Genomic DNA, 18,032 nt, shown 5'->3' with positions numbered 1-18,032 from the left:
GATAGAATACCCTATGGATTCGCACATGGACTGGCACGCGGCGCGTGCTGCACTGGAATGGCAGCTTGAGATGGGTGTGACCGAGGCGATCTCGGAAACGCCCATCAACCGTTTTGAACAGGTTGCTCCGCCGCCGAAAGCGGGTGTCGCGCCGGGTGCGCAGGAACCTGCCGTTCCGGTTGCGCCCGCCGCAACCGTCGATCCGGTGGCCGAGGCTGAAACCGCGGCCAAGGCTGCGCAGGATCTGGCCGGGCTGAAAGCGGTGATGGCCGCCTATCCGCATTGCGACTTGCAGAAAGGCGCGCGCAATCTCGTGTTCTGCGACGGTGTCCCCGGATCGCGGGTGATGATCGTCGGCGAAGCTCCGGGGCGCGACGAGGACCGGATCGGCAAACCCTTCGTGGGCCGTGCCGGGCAATTGCTGGACCGGATGCTGGCGGCGATTGATCTGGGACGCGACCGCGAAGGCGCACATTCGGTCTATATCACCAATGTGCTGCCATGGCGGCCGCCGCAGAACCGCGATCCGAAACCTGACGAGATCGCGATGATGATGCCATTTCTCAAACGCCACATCGCCTTGGCCAAACCCGAAGTTCTGGTTGTCATGGGCAATATCTCGTGCCAGGCGCTGCTGGGCAAACGCGGCATCACCCGGCTGCGCGGACAATGGGACGAGGCCGAAGGGCTCCCCGCGATCCCGATGTTCCATCCCGCCTACCTTCTGCGAAATCCTGCCGCCAAACGCGAAGCCTGGGCGGATCTTCTCGACCTGCAAGCGCGCCTGACCAAGAAAGCCTGACCCATGAGCCGTATCGACGAGACCAAGGATTTCCTGCCCATCCGCATCGCCGTTCTGACGGTCAGCGACACGCGGTCGCTGCAAGAGGATCGCTCTGGCGACACTCTGGTCGGGCGGATCGAAGGCGCGGGGCATATCCTTGCCGACCGCAAGATCGTGCAGGACGAGCGCGACGAGATCGCGGCGCAGCTGCGTGCGTGGTGCGACAACCCCGAGATCGACGTTGTGATTTCCACCGGTGGCACAGGATTGACCGGCCGTGATGTGACGGTCGAAGCGCATCGCGATGTCTATGAAAAAGAGATCGACGCCTTCGGCACCGTGTTCACCATGGTGTCGTTCCAGAAAATCGGCACAAGCGCCATTCAAAGCCGCGCCACGGGCGGTGTGCGCAATGGAACCTACCTGTTTGCGCTCCCCGGAAGCCCCGGTGCCTGCAAGGATGCGTGGGACGAAATCCTGAGCCTGCAGCTCGATTATCGGCACCGGCCCTGTAACTTTGTCGAGATTTTACCGCGATTGGACGAACATTTGCGACGGAAATAGCGCGTATCGTCGTGTAACCATGAGATGTGTTATTGGAAAACATTCCGTTCTGGCTATCTGTTAGTCAGAAGCACTCATGAGGATTGTCGTACATGCGGTTTTTGCGCCGTAGCCTGACAGGGCTGTTCCTGCTTTCACTGACGCTTGGGTTGCTGGCCTATGCCGGGATTCAGGTGCGGGATGCGGTGCAGGACCGCATGGCACAGGAGCCGCGCAGCTTTCCGCAGCGCGAACGCGTCTTTGCGGTCAACATCGTCACGGCGGAATTCGAAACGGTCACACCTGTCCTGACAGCCTTCGGCCAGATCGAAAGCGTCCGTACCCTGGAACTGCGTGCTCCGGTCGGGGGGCGGGTGATCGAGATTTCGCCGGATTTCATCGAAGGCGGAACTGTCACCGAGGGGCAGATGCTTCTGCGGATCGATCCCACGGATGCGGAATCGGTGTTGCAGCGGGTCCAGAGCGATATCCTCGATGCGGAGGCCGAAAAGCGCGAGGCGGAGCGGGCGATCATCCTTGCCCGCGATGAGCTTGTCGCAGCCGAGGAGCAGGCCACGCTGCGCGAACGGGCGTTCCAGCGCCAGCGCGACCTGCAGGACCGCGGTGTCGGGACTGCAGCTACGGTCGAGGTTGCGGAACTGGCGGCAGCACAGGCGCGGCAGGCGGTGTTGTCGCGACGGCAGGCTGTGGCGCAGGCCGAAGCACGGATCGATCAGGCGACCACGCGCCTCTCCCGCGAGGTGATCGCCGAGGCAGAAGCGCGGCGGCGGTTGGATGACACGCTGATCGCGGCGGATTTCTCGGGAACATTGGCGGATGTGTCTGTGGTGCAGGGGCGACTGGTCTCGTCGAATGAACAGCTTGCCCGCCTCATCGACGCCGATGCGCTCGAAGTGGCGTTCCGGGTCTCGACCCAGCAATTCGCGCGGCTGCTGGATGAAGATGGCGACCTGACCATCACGGACGTAACTGTGGTTCTGGACGTGTTCGGCACCAACCTGACCGCAACCGGCCGATTGAGCCGGACCGGGGCGGCGGTGGGTGAAGGCCAGACCGGGCGGCTGTTGTTCGCCACGCTGGACAGCGCACCGGGGTTCCGGCCCGGCGATTTCGTGACCGTGCAGATCGAAGAACCGCCGCTCGAATACGTGGCGCGCCTGCCCGCGTCGGCGTTGAACGCCGCAAACGAGGTGCTGGTTCTGGCCGAAGAGGACCGGCTCGAGGTCTTGGAGGTCGACCTGCTGCGCCGGCAGGGGGATGATGTGCTGGTCCGCGCCCGTGGCCTGCAGGGGCGCGATGTCGTTGCCGAACGCACGCCACTGCTGGGCGCGGGCATCAAGGTGCGCCCGCTGCGCGACACGGGGCAGCCAGCGCCGGAAGAGCCCGAAATGGTGGAGTTGACCGACGAACGCCGCGCGCGTCTGACCGCCTTTGTGCAGGGAAACACGCGGATGCCCGAAGAGGCCCGTCAACGCCTTCTGCAACAGCTCTCGCAAGGACCCGTGCCGGCTCAGGTGGTCGAACGCATCGAATCCCGGATGGGGGGTTAAGCCATGGCGCGGACATTGTCGGTCAAGGCCGGAGGCATCCTCAGCTATTTCGTGCGACACCGCACGGTTGCGAACCTGTTGCTGATCCTGTTGCTGGCCGCCGGGGCGTTCTCGATCCCGAACATGCGGGCGCAGTTCTTTCCCGACGTGGTGGTCGATGATGTCGATGTGTCGGTGATCTGGGAAGGGGCCGGTGCCGAGGACGTGGACCGTGGCATCGTGCAGGTTCTCGAACCGGCGATCCTGTCGGTCGAAGGTGTCGAAAGCTCCGAAGCGTCGTCGCGCGAAGGCCGCGCCAGCATTCGGCTGGAGTTCGAACCGGGCTGGGACATGTCGCGCGCCGCCGATGATGTGCAATCCGCGATCGATGCTGTCTCGAACCTGCCCGCCGATGCCGAAGACCCGGTGGTCCGGCGCGGCACGTGGCGGGACAGGGTGACCGATCTGGTCATCACCGGGCCCGTGGGCGTCGATCAACTGGCGCGGTTTGCCGATGAACTCAGCGCACGGCTTTTTGCCGAAGGCGTCACGCGCACCACCATTCGCGGTCTGTCCGCCCCCCGCACTGTGGTCGAGGTGCCCTCGGCCAACCTGATCGCGTTCGACATCTCGATGCGCGCGATTGCCGATGCCATTGCCCAGGAGGTCGATGCCGATCCTGCCGGGGATGTGGGCAACGCCAACACGCGCGTGCGCACCGGGGTCGAAAAGCGCAGCGCGGAACAGATCGCCAATATCGTCCTGCGGTCGAACCCGGATGGATCGAACCTGACCGTCGGCGATGTCGGCACGATCTTCATCGAAGGCGTCGATCGCGAACGCAGCTATTTCGTCGGGGACAATCCCGCGATCTCGATCCGGGTCGACCGCAGCGACCAAGGTGATGCCATCGGCATTCAGCGCACCGTCGAAGACGTGGCAGCCGAATTCCAATCCTCCTTGCCCGACGGAGTGACCGTCGATCTGATCCGCACCCGCGCCGAGGCGATCACCGGACGTCTGGACATCCTGCTCGACAACGGCCTGACTGGCCTGTTGCTGGTGGTCCTGCTGCTGTTCCTGTTCCTGAACGCGCGGACGGCCTTCTGGGTGGCGGCGGGGATTCCGGCGGCCATGATGGCGGCGATTGCGCTGATGTATGCCGGTGGGATCACGATCAACATGATCTCGCTGTTCGCGCTGATCATCACTTTGGGCATTGTCGTCGATGACGCCATCGTCGTGGGCGAACATGCCGATCATCTTGCGCGCACCGGTTTGCCCCCTGTCGAAGCGGCGGAACGCGCGGCACAGCGCATGGCGCTGCCTGTCTTTGCGGCGACCCTCACCACCATCATCGCGTTCTTCGGCCTTGTTGCCATTGGCGGGCGGTTCGGCGGCCTGATCGCCGACATTCCCTTTACGGTGATCGCGGTGCTGGCCGCGTCGCTGATCGAATGTTTCCTGATCCTGCCGAACCACATGGCGCATGCCATTGCCCATTCGGCCAAGGAACACTGGTACGATGTTCCGTCCCGCGTGGTGAACCGGGGCTTCCGCTGGATGCGCGAGACCCTGTTCCGCCCGTTCATGGCGCTTGTGATCCAGGCGCGCTACGCGGTGCTTGCCGGGGCTGTTGTGCTCTTGGCATCGCAGGCGGCGCTGTTCATCCGGGGTGACGTGCAATGGCGGTTCTTCAATTCGCCCGAACAAAGCTCTGTCACCGGCAATTTCGCCATGGCGCCGGGGGCCACTCGCGAAGACACGTTCGAGATGATGCGCATCTTCCAGACAGCGGTCGATGATGTTGCCCGCAGCTTTGAAGAGCGGCATGGCGTCAACCCGATCGACTATGTGATCGCCGAGGTGGGCGGCAATGCCGGACGCGGGATCGCCGGAACCGACACGAAGGATGCCGACCAGCTGGGTGGCATTTCCATCGAACTGATCGACGCCGATCTGCGCCCCTTCTCGAGCCAAGCCTTCGTGAGTGAACTCGAGGACAGCGTGCCGCGCCATCCGATGGTCGAGACGATCAGCTTCCGCAGCTGGGGCAGCGGACCGGCGAGCGATGCGCTCGACGTGCAATTCTTCGGGGCCAGCGCCGAAACGCTCAAGATGGCGTCCGAGGATCTGAAAAACGCCCTGCTGCAATATCCCGAAGTGTCGGCGGTCGAAGACAATCTGGCCTACGACAAGGAAGAACTGATCCTCGAACTCACGCCGCAAGGTCAGGCGCTGGGGTTCACCACCGACGCACTGGGCAGTGTCCTGCGGGCACGTCTGGGCGGCATTCAGGCGGCGACCTACCCCGACGGTCCACGCAGCGCCGAGATCCGCGTCGAACTGCCCACAGGCGAGTTGACGGCGGATTTTCTTGAACGCACCCAGATGCGCACGCCCGAGGGTGCCTATGTGCAGCTTGCCGATATCGTCAGCGTCGAACGCCGCGCCGGGTTTTCCACGGTGCGCCGCGAAAACGGCATTCGCCTGATCTCGGTCACGGGCGATATCTCCGAGGACGATCCGGCGCGGGCCAACGATATCATGCTGGCGCTCGAGACACAGATCCTGCCCACCATCTCCAGCGAACGGCAGGTGGAATACCGCCTGTCCGGCCTCAGCGAGCAGGAGGGTGATTTCCTCAACGATGCCCGAACCGGTCTGATCCTGTCGCTTCTGGCAATCTACCTTGTCCTGGCCTGGGTCTTTGCAAGCTGGACGCGCCCGATGGTCGTCATGTCGGTGATTCCCTTCGGCCTCGTGGGCACGATCTATGGCCATGCGGCCTGGGATGTCCCGCTCAGCATGTTCACCGTGGTCGGGCTTTTGGGCATGACCGGTATCATCATCAACGATTCAATCGTGCTGGTGACGACAATCGACGAAAAGGCGCAGGATCGCGGGCTGTTCCCGTCCATCATCGACGGCGCGGCAGACCGTCTGCGCCCGGTGTTCCTGACAACCGCGACCACTGTTCTTGGCCTTGTTCCGCTGCTCTACGAGCAATCCAGCCAGGCGCAATTCCTGAAGCCGACCGTGATCACTCTGGTCTACGGGCTTGGGTTCGGGATGTTCCTCGTGCTGCTGATCGTGCCGTCGCTCATGGCGGTCCAGAACGATCTTGGACGCCTCACCCAGACCGCCCGGCGCGGCTTGCGGTTCCGTCAGGGCGGAGTACGCTCGGCGCTGACGGTGGCGTCCGCGCTGATCGTGGCATGGCTTGGCGCAACGATGGGCGCATTTGCCGTAACCGGAGCATTGCCCGAAGCGCTGCGCTTGGCGCTGGTCGGCACACCCTTTGGTGGCGACTCAACATTGTCGATGAGCCTTGGCCTGTTCGTCACGGGGGCCGCCGCGATCTGCCTCGCGCTCTATATCCTGTCAGCGCTGGTTATGGGGCTGTCGCGGATGCGCCGCCCAGCCTGAGGTCAGCGCGTACAGCCAAGGATATCGACCGCGCGGCTCTCCCCGATCACGGTAAAGCGCAACTCAGACCGGGTCAGCGCAAAGCTGCCACCTTCGACATGAACAAGCCGCGTGCTGGCATGAAGTGTGCCACCCTCGCGGTAGCTGTCCGGCTCGGCCACCCAGACAAGCGGATTGCCTGCCTCGACCACGACGAATTCGGTTCCGCCCGCTGACGGCATGTCGATGCTCGCGCGCAGGATCAACCCGTCCTTGCCTGTGGCGGGATCGATGCTGCACCTGACCTGTGTCACACCCGCCTCACGCGCCGAATAAGGCCTGTCGGTCAACGCGGCGGCAATCACCGGGTCAGGGCGCGACACGTCCGGCGGCAGGGTGGCGGCAAAGGCAAGCGTCGCGGGGATGCAGATGTCCTTGCAGATGCCGATCTGCATCTCACCCGCGATCTGCATGTCCGACCCTGCACTTTGCGCGGTCAGGTGCAGTGGAATGATGACTTCGGACATATAGCCCACAGACCGCATCCCCTGTTCGAAGAACACCAAGGGCGTCGGCCAGTTGGCGGACACGGCCTCTATGTTCTCTGATCCGGCCCAGTCGAATTGCGGAGGAATGCCCACATCGCCGGGCGCACGCCAATAGGTCTTCCACCCCGGTTCCAGCACGATGTGCAGCCCCGCCATATGGGTTCCATCGGCCATCCGCCAGCCGGGGCGCAGCTCGACCTTGGACAGGCCCATCATGTCCGAGGCCGTGGCCGCCGCAGGCAGGACGGTTGCAAGAGCCAGCGCGAAACTGGAAACAAGGGTGCGAAACTGCGTCATACCCAAGCAGATGGCGGTTTTCTGCCGCGATGAAAAGTCACAAACCGGCGATCCGCCGTGTGCAGACCCCGGCTGTGGTCTTGCAACCCCTTGCTGCGCTGTCCATGTTCAGAACGTGACAATGACAGAACCCATAACCGACCTGACCGGGCAGTTGCTGATCGCGATGCCGGGGATGCCTGACCCCCGCTTCGCCAACAGCCTGATCTACTTGTGTGCGCATTCCTCTGACGGGGCAATGGGCCTGATCGTCAACAAGCCTTCGGCCGAGATGAGCTTCGAGACCCTCTTGGATCAACTGCCGATCGAGAACACCGGCAATCTGAAAGAAATACGCGTCCACTTCGGCGGCCCGGTCGAAGTGGGCCGTGGCTTCGTTCTGCATTCGCCGGATTTCCAGTCCGACATGACGACCCTGCAGGTAGACGATACCTTCGCGATGACCGCGACGCTGGATGTGCTGGAAAGCATCGTGCAGGGCAAAGGCCCGGAAAAGCGGCTGATCGTTCTGGGCTATGCCGGGTGGGGACCGGGGCAGCTTGAACGCGAGATCGCGGCCAATGGATGGCTGGTTTGCGAGGCAAGCAGCGAAGTTGTGTTCGACACGACGGACACTCACAAATGGGAAGCCGCACTGGGCAGCCTGGGGATTTCCCCGCTCACCCTTTCCTCAACCGGCGGACGCGCCTGACAGGCTCAGGCCTTGGTCTGAAACAACCACGCGCCCTGATCGCTCAAGGTCCGGGTGGCGCGGCCCTCGTGCCAGAGGTGCTGGCAATGCGCCATCGCCTCGACAATCGCCAGCCCGTATTCGCCCTCACCGATCTGCCGTTTGAACAGCGGCGCAAAGCACTCACCGGCAGAGTGTGCCGTCGACAGATGCGCCTCCAGCCTGCGCAGCGCACCATGGTGGTTCTCGATCAACTGGCGTAGCCGCAGCGGCAGCCCGGTAAAGGGCAGCTTGTGCCCACCCAACACCAGATGGTCGTCGCGGGCGATGGTGGACAGGCGTTCACAGGATTCGAGCCAATCCGCCACCGGATCAGCCTCGGGTTCCGTGGCATAGACCCCGATATTCGAACTGATCGAGGGCAGGATCTGATCGCCCGCAAGGATCAGCGAATCGTCCTGCGACCAGAGCGTCGCATGTTCGGGCGCGTGACCATTGCCGATATGGATGTCCCAGGTCCGCCCACCTGCGCGGATCGTGTCGCCCTGCTGGATACGGGTGTAGCCCAGCGGCATCGGCGCGACGCAATCGGTGAAATTGAACGGGCGTTCGGTCCGGCGCTTGTCCAGCAGGTCCGCATCCATCCCGCAGCGCTTCCAGAACCGCAGCGTTTCCGCGCTGGGCGTCGGTTGTTCGTCCAATTGCAGCATCCGTGCCGTCAGCCAGGCCGTGCGTGTGGTGACCAACTCTGCACCATGCTCGGACTGCAGCCATCCGGCCATCCCGACATGATCGGGATGGTGATGGGTCACGATCACGCGGGTGATCGGCTTTCCCTTCAGCGGCCCGTCCATCAACTGCGCCCAAAGCGCGCGTCCCCGGTTCGAGGCAAAGCCGGTGTCCACGATGGTCCAGCCCTCGCCATCGTCCAGCGCATAGACGTTCACATGATCGAGCTTCATCGGCAGCGGCAGGCGAATCCACAGCACCCCGTCGGCGATCTCGGTCGCGGCGCCCTCTTCCGGGGGCGTGTCCCAGGGATAGCGAATTCCGGCTGTGCTGCGGTCCTTCATGCGGCAAGATCATCCATGCTCAGGGCGTAAAGATCATCCGCACCCTGTCGGGCATGGGTCAACAGACCGACATGTTCGGGCAAGAGGCGGTGGATATAGAACGCGGCCAGTCTTTCGTGTTTCCCGGCCCGGTCGGCGCGCGCTGCCTTGAGGTGGAAATGCGCGCCCAACACGCGGGCAAAGCCCCGCAGATAGGGCACGGACCCGGCAAAGCGGTCCTGCGCGCCCTTGGTGACCATCCATTCCGTCGTTTCCCGCAGCGTTTCGCAGGCCTGCCAGACCGGCTCTGCCAGATCGGGCAGATCGGCGCGCGCTGCCTCGGCATCGGCCTCCATCTCGTCGAGCAGACGGTACGCGGCCTCGCCGCCATCCATGAGCTTGCGGCCCACAAGGTCCATCGACTGAATACCGTTGGTGCCCTCGTAAATCGCGGTGACACGCACATCGCGCGAATATTGCGCAGCACCGGTTTCTTCGACAAATCCCATACCGCCATGCACCTGCACGCCCAGTTCGGCCACGTCAATCCCCGTCTCGGTGCCGAACGCCTTGGTGATCGGCGTGAGCAAGGCCGCACGCGCGGCCCAGTCGGCATGTCCTGTCGCGGTTTCCATGTCGATGGCCACGGCATTGGCCAGCGCAATGGCCCGCGCGGCAAAGGTGTCGGCCTTCATCGTGGCCAGCATCCGGCGCACATCGGCGTGGTCGGTGATGGAGTTGTTCTCGGTCCGGCCCTGCTTGCGGCCCTCGGCATAGGCCAGCGCGTGTTGATAGGCACCTTCGGCCACGCCGATGCCCTGCACCCCTACACCAAGACGCGCGTTGTTCATCATGGTGAACATCGCGCGCATGCCGTCATGTTCCGCGCCGACAAGCCAGCCGGTTGCGCCATCATACTGCATCACGGCGGTGGGGCTGCCATGCAAGCCCATCTTGTGTTCGAGGCTGACAACCTTGAGGCCGTTGGCAACACCCGGCACGCCCTGTTCATTCGGGATGCGCTTGGGCACGAGGAACAGGCTGATCCCCTTGGTTCCCGGCACAGCATCGGGCAGCCGCGCCAGAACAAGGTGGCAGACATTCTCTGTAAAATCGTTGTCGCCCCACGAGATATAAATCTTCTGGCCCGTGATCGCGTAGGTGCCGTCGCCCTTGGGTTCGGCCTTGGTGATCAGCGCGCCCACGTCGCTGCCCGCCTGCGGTTCGGTCAGGTTCATCGTGCCCATCCATTCGCCGGAAATCAGCTTGGGCAGGTAAAGTTCCTTGATGGCGTCGCTCGCATGATGCTCGAGTGCTTCGATCTGACCCTGCGTCATCAGCGGGGCAAGCTGGATCGACAGGCAGGCGGCGCTCATCATGTCATTCACGGCGGTCGCCATCGCCATTGGCAGGCCCATCCCGCCATGCTCCGGATCAGCCGCAATCGCGATCCATCCCCCCTCGGCGATGGCGCGGAAACCATCGGCAAACCCCGGAGAGGTGCGCACGATCCCGTTTTCAAGCCGCGCCGGATGCAGATCGCCCGCGCGCTGGAGCGGCGACAGAACCTCTTCGCACAGCTTGCCCGCTTCACTCAGTACGGCGTTCACGGTCTCTGGCGTGGCATCTGAAAAACGCTCTGTCGCGGACACCTGGTCAAAGCCGACGACATGATCGAACAGGAAACGGATTTCGGAAACGGGGGCGCGGTAAGACATAATGACTTTCCTTGGACGTCTGGACCTGAGGGCTGTGGCTTGGCAATTGCAAGCCGGATCGCTAAGCAAATGGAAACTTTTGACACGACCCTGACGAATGCGACCCACCCCATCAACCAGAACGCGGCGTCATATTTCATGAACACCACCTCTCCAAGGATCGTGCCCGACACCATGGCAGGCCACGCCACCGCCGCCGCCATCCTGCGCTCCGGTGGGCTGGTCGCGTTTCCGACGGAAACCGTCTACGGCCTTGGTGCCGACGCCTGTGATGATCGTGCCGTCGCGCGGATCTACGAGGCCAAGGGCAGGCCAAGCTTCAACCCGCTGATCGTGCATTTCGCGGATCTCGACACGCTCAAACAGCATGTCGTCTGGACCGAGGAAGCCGAGATGCTCGCCAGCGCCTACTGGCCCGGACCGCTGACTCTGGTTCTGCGCAAGCAACCACACAGCCCGATCTCTGCACTTGTGTCGGCGGGGCTCGAGTCGATCGCGGTGCGGTTGCCTGCGCATGACACGGCGCGCGCGATCCTGCGGGAATTCGGCGGCGGCGTGGCCGCGCCTTCGGCCAACAGGTCCGGCCAGATCAGCCCGACACAGGCGCAGCATGTGGCCGACAGCCTTGGCGCGCGTGTCGATGCGATTCTCGACGGTGGGCCTTGCAAGGTCGGTGTGGAATCCACCATCGTCGGACTTCTGGACAAACCGCTCCTGTTGCGCCCCGGCGGCATCACCGAAGAAGACCTTGCCAGGACGCTGGGCCACCCGCTCACCGTGCGCCACAAGGCCGAGGCGATCTCGGCACCCGGCCAGCTCATGTCGCATTACGCCCCCGTCGCGCGGGTGCGCCTGAACGCCACCGACTGGGAACCGGGTGAACTGCGGCTTGGCTTCGGGGATGTCGACTGCGATCTCAACCTGTCCGCGTCCGAGGATCTGGTCGAAGCGGCGGCGCATCTCTTTGACCACCTGCACAGGCTCGACGCACAGGGCGGCAGTGTGATCGCGGTCTCGCCGATCCCGCATGAAGGCCTGGGGATCGCAATCAACGACCGCCTCAGCCGCGCGGCCGCCCCGCGCGAAGGATGACCCGGATGACATCGCAGACAGACACCAGCCGACTGCCCGTCGGACTCATCGCTCTTTTGTCGGCCTGCAACTTCGTCATCGGCAGGGGCGCGATCTATGTCGGCACCGCGTCAGGGTCGGCGTTGGGCGCGCTGGGTCACCTGCTCTGGACCCACCGCGCCGCCAATCCGCGCGCTGCGCGTCAGTCGAACTTCCAGAGCGCCGGAACAAAGCTGTAGGCTCCGCCGTCGCGCATCACGTGCCCGACACCGGGGAAGGGAAAGTGATAGCCCAGAACCGCCATCCGGTCGGTCGCCGCCATATCCAACAGCCGCGTGCGGGTGGCAACGGTCTGATCCCCGTCGGCATCGAAACTGTTGTACCATTCGGGATGGGCAAAGTTGGTATAGGCATGGCTCATCGCGTCCCCCAGTGCGATCACCTGCTGACCGCCGCTTTCGACCACAACCGCCATATGGCCGGGCGTGTGACCGGGCGTGTCGATCACGCGCACACCGGGCACCACCTCGAACCCGTCCGACATCAACTCCCAGTCGGCACCATCCACATTGATGGAATTCTGCGCACCAACGACGAATTGCTGCATCTCTGCGGGAACCTGTGACGCCAGCCCGTCCTGCATCCAGTAATCATGCTCGGTCTCGCCAAGATAATAGGCCGCGTCAGGAATGATCGCCTCATCGAAATCGTCACGGATGCCCCAGATGTGATCCGGGTGCGCATGGGTGATGACCACATGGGTGATGCCGGACGGGTCGATCCCCGCCGCGTCCATATTCGCCCAAAGCCGCCCTGCCGTGTCCATGAACCGGTTGCCAGACCCGACATCGACCAGCACGGTGTTGCCGCCAATCTCGACGATCAGGTGATTGGTGTGGGATGTGTTGGTCTCGGTCGACAGGTAATGCGCGGCCAGAAACGCCTGCACTTCGGCGGGGTCGGCATTCACGCCCAAGCCATCGGTCGGCAGGCTCAGGTACCCGTCCGAGACAATCGTGATCCTGGCCTCGCCCATGGTGAACCGGAAATATCCCGGATTGCCCCCCTCGGGACCACCCAGTTCGGCAAGCGCCTGCGCACCGGGCAGCGCAAAGGCCGGCATGGCGGCGGCGGTTTTCAGGAATGTCCGGCGTGTCGGGCGCAACAGCATGATGTCTCCTCCCAGAGATAAATTCAAATTCGTGAATAACATTACTGCATGACCTGCTGCAATTCTGTTTTTCGCCCGCCGTTCATTTGCGGGGAACCACCTGCGACAATTCCCCGTCAGGTCGCAATTCGTGTTGCAGGGCAAAGGTTTGGCGATTGATGCATCAACGGAAGTCTTGCGAGCCATTTGCAACAGCCTCGGTCCCGGCATAAATACCCCTTGCGCTGCAGTGCAGCAGCGCGTGAACCCAGCTTCATGAAGGAGCCGTGCCGTTATGACACTTCTCAAGACAGCCGCTCTCGCCGCCCTGCTTGGCCTGACCGCAACCACTGGCATCGCGCAAGAGGTCACTCTGCGCTTTCAGCATTTCGTGTCGCCCAATTCGGCGAACCCGAAATACTTCCTCGACCCCTGGGTCGAAAAGGTCGAAGCCGAGTCGGGTGGCCGGATCAAGATCGAAATCTATCCCTTCATGCAATTGGGCGGCAAAGCCACCGCGCAATATGACCTGATCCGCGATGGCGTGATCGACGGCGGTTGGGTGATCCCCGGCTACACGCCGGGCCGCTTCCCCGAGGCCGAGGCGCTTGAACTGCCCTTCATGGTCACCAAAAGCGCGGAAGAGGCGTCGCGCGCGGCGTGGGAATACACGCAACAGCACCTGATGGACGATTTCGCCGACGTGCACCTGATTGCGGCCCACATGCACGGACCGGGCATCGTGCACAAGACGGGCGGTGCCATCGAAGACCTGACCGATTTCGCCGGTCTCAAACTGCGCGGTCCGTCGCGTCCCGCGACGCTGCTGCTTGAAAAGCTGGGCGCGGAACCCATCGGCCTGCCCGTCCCGCAATTCCCCGAAGCGCTGTCCAAGGGCGTTGTCGATGGCGGTGTGATCACATGGGAAATGTCGCCCTCGCTCAAGCTCGATGAACTGACCGACAGCCATACGGATGTGGCGGGCGACATGTCGCTCTACAACCTCTACTTCCTCTGGGCGATGAACAAGGACAGCTACAACGCGCTGCCCGATGACCTGAAGGCGGTGATCGACGCCAATTCGGGGCTCGAGACCTCGGCCATGGCGGGCCGCGCGCATGACACCGGCGACCGTGAAGGGCGTGCGCTCATGGAAGAGGCGGGCAACGAGATCGCCACCCTGAGCGAGGTCGAGACCGCGCGCATCGTGGCACTGGGTGACGCCGTCACGCAGGAGTGGATCGCGGAGATGACCAAGCGCGGACTGGATGCCGCGCAACTGGTCGAAGACGCCCGCGCGGCGGTCGAGGCGACCCGAAGCCGCGGCACCGACGGCTAAGGGCGACGGGTTCTCAAGGGCGACGCGGCATCGATGCCGCGTCGTTTTTGCGTCGACGCAAAAACGCCTCCGGTCCCGTCAGTCCTCGCGGTCCCAGCGTTTCCAGAGCAGCGACAGCAGCGTTTCACCCGCCAGAGGCGTGGTGCAATCGGTCATCAGAACCGGCCCGTCGCGCCGGGGCGACTTGGTGTCTGCCTGCGTCCGTGTCTCCAGCGCACGCAACTCGTGCAGGGTTGGGCTGTAGATATCCATGATCGAACCCTATCACGACTCGGACATTTCCCCAAATTGCAGCACCGTCACATGCGTATCGCCATAGCGCCGCGCCTCCAGTCGGGTGAACCCTTCGGGCGCCAGTTGCGGCGTGTTTTCCTCCCACACGATCAGTGCACCATCGGCCAGCCACGCGCCCGCAACCGCCGCAGCCAACGCCTTGGCGCCCAGTCCTTTGCCATAGGGAGGATCAAGAAAGACCAGCGTGGCCCGGTCTCCGTCGCAGGGCGGCAATCGCGTGGCATCGCGCGCGATCACGCGCGCCGTTTCGCAGCGCAACATCTTGATGTTCTCGCGGATCAGCGACAGCGCCTTGCGCCCGTCATCGACGAACACCGCAGACGCCGCACCGCGTGACAGCGCCTCCAGCCCCAAGGCCCCGGTGCCGGCAAACAGGTCGAGCACATGCGCCTCCTCGAACGGGTCTCCGAACCGCCCACCGGCCAGCATGTTGAACAGGCTTTCGCGCACGCGGTCGGTGGTAGGCCGCAGATGCGCGCCGGGGTCGCCCTTGCCAACATTGGCCAGAGCGCGCCCGCGATGAATCCCGGCGATGATCCTCACGCCTTGAGCAACGCCTTGAGCAACGCCTTGAGATCGGTGCCCGTGTCGCGCACCGCGTCCGGCGCGGGTGACTTGCCCGCCTCGATCAACCGCTTGCCCACCATGTAGGCGCGGGGATCGTTCATCGCGTCGATGGCCAGCAACCGATCCCCGGCATAGTACCAGAAAGACACGACTCCCCCCTCACCCTGACGTGTGACAATTTTGTCATAGCCTGTGTTCAGCCCGACGATCTGCAGTTTCACGTCATACTGGTCTGACCAGAACCACGGCTTGGCCTCGTAGGGCAGGTTCTCGCCCAGGATGTTGTCCGCCACGCATTCCGCCTGATCGATGGCATTGCCGACGCTTTCCAGCCGCATCTGCTGGCCCTGCCACGGGAACGACGCGCAATCGCCCGCTGCCCATATATGCGGATCAGAGGTGCGCCCCAGCGCATCCGTGGCGATCCCGTTGTCGATCCGCACACCCGCCGCCTCGGCAAGCTGCGTGTTCGGCATGATGCCGACGCCGACCAGCACGAAATCCACATCGACCCTGCTGCCATCGCCGAGCACCGCACCGGTCACGCGGCCTTCGTGGCCCGTCAGGTGATCCAGCCCCACGCCCTCTCGCAGGTCGACGCCATGGTCCCGATGCACCGCGCGGAAATAGGCCGAGGTTTCGGGGGCGGCGACCCGTTGCAGGATGCGGTCGGCCATTTCCACCAGGGTCACTTTCAGGCCCAGCTTGGCCGCAACAGCCGCCGCCTCAAGCCCGATATAGCCACCGCCCACGATCAGCACGTGTGCACCCTTGGCAAAGCGTGCGGCCATTGCATCGACATCGTGCAACCCGCGCACCACCATCACACCGTCCAGATCACCCCCGATCGCGGCAGGCAGGCGGCGCGGAGTCGACCCGGTCGTCAGCACCAGATCGTCGTACCGCAGCACCTCGCCCCCCACCGTCAGCGTCTGCGCCACAGGATCAATCGCGGTCACGGGCGCACCCAGCTTCAGGGTGATGCCCTGTTCCGCATAGAAACTCTCGGGCCGCAGATAAAGCCGGTCGCGTTCCATTTCGCCCAGCAGGTAGGCCTTGGACAGGGGCGGGCGCTGGTAGGGGGGGAACGGTTCTTCCCCGATCAGGGTGATCTGCCCGTCAAAGCCCTTGGCCCGCAGCCGCGCAACACAGGAGGCCCCGGCCTGTCCGGCCCCGACGACTATTACATGACGCATCGTTGAACCTTTTTGCACAATGGCATTGGTCTCGTTACACGGGACCCTATATGCCAGCCCATAACAGATGCAATTCATCAACGAGGGACAGACCATGACAATCGCACCGGGTGACACGCTTCCTGCAGCAACACTTGTGAAAATGGGCGCCGACGGCCCCGAGGCCGTTTCGCTGGCAGACCACGCCAAGGGCAAGAAGCTGGTAATCTTTGCCGTGCCCGGCGCGTTCACCCCGACCTGCCACGCGGCGCATGTGCCCAGCTTCATCCGCACCAAGGATCAGTTCATGGCCAAGGGCGTGGACGAGATCATCTGCGTGTCGGTCAACGATCCCTTCGTGCTCAAGGCGTGGGGCGAAAGCACCGGCGCGACCGAGGCGGGCATCACCATGCTGGGCGACGCGGAAAGCACGTTCACCAAGGCGATCGGCCTCGATTTCGACGCGCCTCCCGCTGGCCTGATCGCACGGTCCAAGCGCTATGCGATGATCGTGGACGACGGCACCGTCACCACGCTGCATGTCGAGGAAAGCCCGGGCGTGTGCGAAGTCTCGGGCGGTGAATCGCTGCTCAAGGGGCTTTGAGCGCGGGGCAATCCTTCGAAGGATTGCCGTGAACTCTTCGAAGAGTTCAGGCCCGGTGACGGATCAAATCCCGTGCCGGGCCTTGTTGTATGCGGACCAATCGTCGATCTCGGGGTAGTGTTGCGCGCGCCAGGCGCTGACCCTCGGGTTCATCATCGCACGCCATCTGCGCGGGAACAGCGCGAAGAACGTCATCACCGGGTAGCCATAGGGCAATTGCGGCGCCTCGTCCTCGTCGTAAGTCTGCAGCAGAGGAAAGCGGCGGTCGGGCTTGTAGTGGTGGTCCGAATGGCGTTGCAGGTTGATCAGAAACCAGTTCGACGCCGTGTGTGAGGCGTTCCAGCTGTGGCGCGGTTTGACGTGTTCGTATTTGCCGTCGCCAAGATATTTCCGCGTCAGCCCGTAATGTTCGACGTAGTTCACGACCTCAAGCTGGAATATCGCGGCTGTGGCCTGAAGCACGAAGATCAGAACCCCCAGCCAACCGCCCAGTGCAAAGGCAGCCACGACGAAAAGCGCCTGCAGTCCCCAGTAGCGCCAGAACGGATTGCTGGCATGCCACCATGGCAGGGACTTGCGGGCCAGCATGTCGCGTTCGGCGCGAAACGATGACACGAGGCTTTGCCGCAGCACGCGTGGATAGAACCGCCAGAAGCTTTCGTTGAAGCGCGCGGTGACCGGATCGCGGGGGGTGCCGACGTGGCGGTGATGCACCAGCAGATGCTCGGACCGGAAATGCCCGTAAAGCGCCATGCACATCAGGATGTCGCCCAGCCAGCGCTCCAACCTGTTGCGCTGGTGCATCAACTCATGTGCGTAGACGATGCCGACGCTGCCCGACAGAACGCCCATGCCGACCGTCACAAGGTAGATCTCCAACGGGCCAAGATGGTCGGTGCGCGGGATGTACCAGATCAGGCCGAAGATCATCGCACATTGCAGCGGCGGCCAGATCAGCGTGATCATGCGGTGCCAGTAAAGCGCGCTGTCCTTGGTCTGCGGATCGAGATTGCTGGTGTCGAGCCCAAGTGCCGCGTCCAGCGTGGCGAACACGCCCCATGCGGCGAGGATCGGCACCACGACCCAGACCCCACCGATAAACGCGGCGGACAGGACCAGCGGGATCATCACCAGCGACAGCCAGAACGGCATCGCTGCCCGGAAGGGCAGACGGGATGCAGAGGCGTGCAAGATGCTGTCGGACATGGGCCTGCTCGGGTTGGACGTGAACAAGGACTTAACGGCAGAAAGCCATTTCACCA

General features: G+C 63.5%; 17 protein-coding genes. 9 read left to right on the top strand and 8 right to left on the bottom strand.

All coding sequences use genetic code 11. The annotated features are described in order from the left end of the window. The first annotated feature begins 13 nt into the window (after positions 1-13). From IEV82_RS02035 to IEV82_RS02020, 4 genes are all read left to right on the top strand, one after another. On the top strand, positions 14-802 hold the full coding sequence (locus IEV82_RS02035) for a uracil-DNA glycosylase (protein ID WP_188480786.1): 789 nt from the start codon (positions 14-16) through the stop codon (positions 800-802). A gap of 3 nt (positions 803-805) precedes the next feature. Continuing rightward, a complete protein-coding gene (moaB, locus tag IEV82_RS02030) occupies positions 806-1,348 on the top strand; it encodes a molybdenum cofactor biosynthesis protein B (RefSeq protein WP_188480277.1) in 543 nt (180 codons plus the stop codon). A 92-nt stretch (positions 1,349-1,440) separates the two neighbouring features. Next, complete coding sequence (locus IEV82_RS02025; protein WP_188480276.1) at positions 1,441-2,898, top strand: efflux RND transporter periplasmic adaptor subunit; 1,458 nt, start codon at positions 1,441-1,443, stop codon at positions 2,896-2,898. A 3-nt stretch (positions 2,899-2,901) separates the two neighbouring features. Then, positions 2,902-6,306 carry an efflux RND transporter permease subunit gene (locus IEV82_RS02020; protein ID WP_188480275.1) on the top strand — a complete coding sequence of 1,135 codons (3,405 nt, stop codon included), beginning with the start codon at positions 2,902-2,904 and terminating at the stop codon, positions 6,304-6,306. Positions 6,307-6,308: 2 nt separating this feature from the next. Here IEV82_RS02020 and IEV82_RS02015 read toward each other — a convergent pair whose 3' ends face one another. Continuing rightward, complete coding sequence (locus tag IEV82_RS02015; protein WP_188480274.1) at positions 6,309-7,130, bottom strand: protein-disulfide reductase DsbD domain-containing protein; 822 nt, start codon at positions 7,128-7,130, stop codon at positions 6,309-6,311. Between the two features lie 121 nt (positions 7,131-7,251). Between IEV82_RS02015 and IEV82_RS02010 the strand changes: the two genes are divergently transcribed. Next, entirely contained in the window at positions 7,252-7,821 is a 570-nt protein-coding gene (locus IEV82_RS02010) for a YqgE/AlgH family protein (protein ID WP_188480273.1), read from the top strand. Positions 7,822-7,826: 5 nt separating this feature from the next. Here the strand turns inward: IEV82_RS02010 and IEV82_RS02005 are convergent, their stop codons facing one another. Together IEV82_RS02005 and IEV82_RS02000 are read right to left on the bottom strand one after the other, a co-directional pair. Continuing rightward, entirely contained in the window at positions 7,827-8,873 is a 1,047-nt protein-coding gene (locus IEV82_RS02005) for an MBL fold metallo-hydrolase (protein WP_188480272.1), read from the bottom strand. After that, positions 8,870-10,570 (bottom strand): acyl-CoA dehydrogenase, encoded by a 1,701-nt coding sequence (locus IEV82_RS02000; protein ID WP_188480271.1) that lies wholly within the window; start codon positions 10,568-10,570, stop codon positions 8,870-8,872. The genes IEV82_RS02005 and IEV82_RS02000 overlap by 4 nt, the downstream gene beginning before the upstream one ends. A 138-nt stretch (positions 10,571-10,708) precedes the next feature. Between IEV82_RS02000 and IEV82_RS01995 the strand changes: the two genes are divergently transcribed. Together IEV82_RS01995 and IEV82_RS01990 are read left to right on the top strand one after the other, a co-directional pair. After that, on the top strand, positions 10,709-11,662 hold the full coding sequence (locus IEV82_RS01995; protein ID WP_188480785.1) for an L-threonylcarbamoyladenylate synthase: 954 nt from the start codon (positions 10,709-10,711) through the stop codon (positions 11,660-11,662). Positions 11,663-11,667: 5 nt separating this feature from the next. Beyond that, the gene (locus IEV82_RS01990) at positions 11,668-11,880 is read left to right on the top strand and encodes a hypothetical protein (RefSeq protein ID WP_188480270.1); all 213 of its coding nucleotides are present in this window, start codon (positions 11,668-11,670) and stop codon (positions 11,878-11,880) included. Here the strand turns inward: IEV82_RS01990 and IEV82_RS01985 are convergent. Then, positions 11,844-12,815 carry an MBL fold metallo-hydrolase gene (locus IEV82_RS01985; RefSeq protein ID WP_188480784.1) on the bottom strand — a complete coding sequence of 324 codons (972 nt, stop codon included), beginning with the start codon at positions 12,813-12,815 and terminating at the stop codon, positions 11,844-11,846. The genes IEV82_RS01990 and IEV82_RS01985 overlap by 37 nt on opposite strands. A 271-nt stretch (positions 12,816-13,086) precedes the next feature. On the opposite strand from IEV82_RS01985, the gene IEV82_RS01980 reads away from it, so the two are divergent. Further along, positions 13,087-14,130 (top strand): TRAP transporter substrate-binding protein, encoded by a 1,044-nt coding sequence (locus IEV82_RS01980; protein WP_188480269.1) that lies wholly within the window; start codon positions 13,087-13,089, stop codon positions 14,128-14,130. Between the two features lie 78 nt (positions 14,131-14,208). Here IEV82_RS01980 and IEV82_RS01975 read toward each other — a convergent pair whose 3' ends face one another. The 3 genes from IEV82_RS01975 to IEV82_RS01965 are packed head-to-tail and all read right to left on the bottom strand — an operon-like array spanning position 14,209 to position 16,187. Continuing rightward, entirely contained in the window at positions 14,209-14,382 is a 174-nt protein-coding gene (locus IEV82_RS01975; RefSeq protein ID WP_188480268.1) for a hypothetical protein, read from the bottom strand. A 12-nt stretch (positions 14,383-14,394) separates the two neighbouring features. Continuing rightward, the gene (rsmD, locus tag IEV82_RS01970) at positions 14,395-14,967 is read right to left on the bottom strand and encodes a 16S rRNA (guanine(966)-N(2))-methyltransferase RsmD (protein ID WP_188480267.1); all 573 of its coding nucleotides are present in this window, start codon (positions 14,965-14,967) and stop codon (positions 14,395-14,397) included. Continuing rightward, complete coding sequence (locus tag IEV82_RS01965; protein WP_188480266.1) at positions 14,964-16,187, bottom strand: NAD(P)/FAD-dependent oxidoreductase; 1,224 nt, start codon at positions 16,185-16,187, stop codon at positions 14,964-14,966. Before IEV82_RS01965 ends, rsmD begins: the two co-directional genes overlap by 4 nt. Before the next feature lie 94 nt (positions 16,188-16,281). Between IEV82_RS01965 and IEV82_RS01960 the strand changes: the two genes are divergently transcribed. Then, entirely contained in the window at positions 16,282-16,770 is a 489-nt protein-coding gene (locus IEV82_RS01960; RefSeq protein WP_188480265.1) for a peroxiredoxin, read from the top strand. Between the two features lie 63 nt (positions 16,771-16,833). Here IEV82_RS01960 and IEV82_RS01955 read toward each other — a convergent pair whose 3' ends face one another. After that, entirely contained in the window at positions 16,834-17,976 is a 1,143-nt protein-coding gene (locus tag IEV82_RS01955) for an alkane 1-monooxygenase (RefSeq protein ID WP_188480264.1), read from the bottom strand. Positions 17,977-18,032: the final 56 nt, after the last annotated feature.

This window comes from Marivita lacus, from assembly GCF_014637725.1.
GTDB classification, from domain to species: domain Bacteria; phylum Pseudomonadota; class Alphaproteobacteria; order Rhodobacterales; family Rhodobacteraceae; genus Marivita; species Marivita lacus.
The sequence above is the reverse complement of the archived record's forward strand: the minus strand, read 5'-3'. Positions and strand labels throughout refer to the sequence as shown.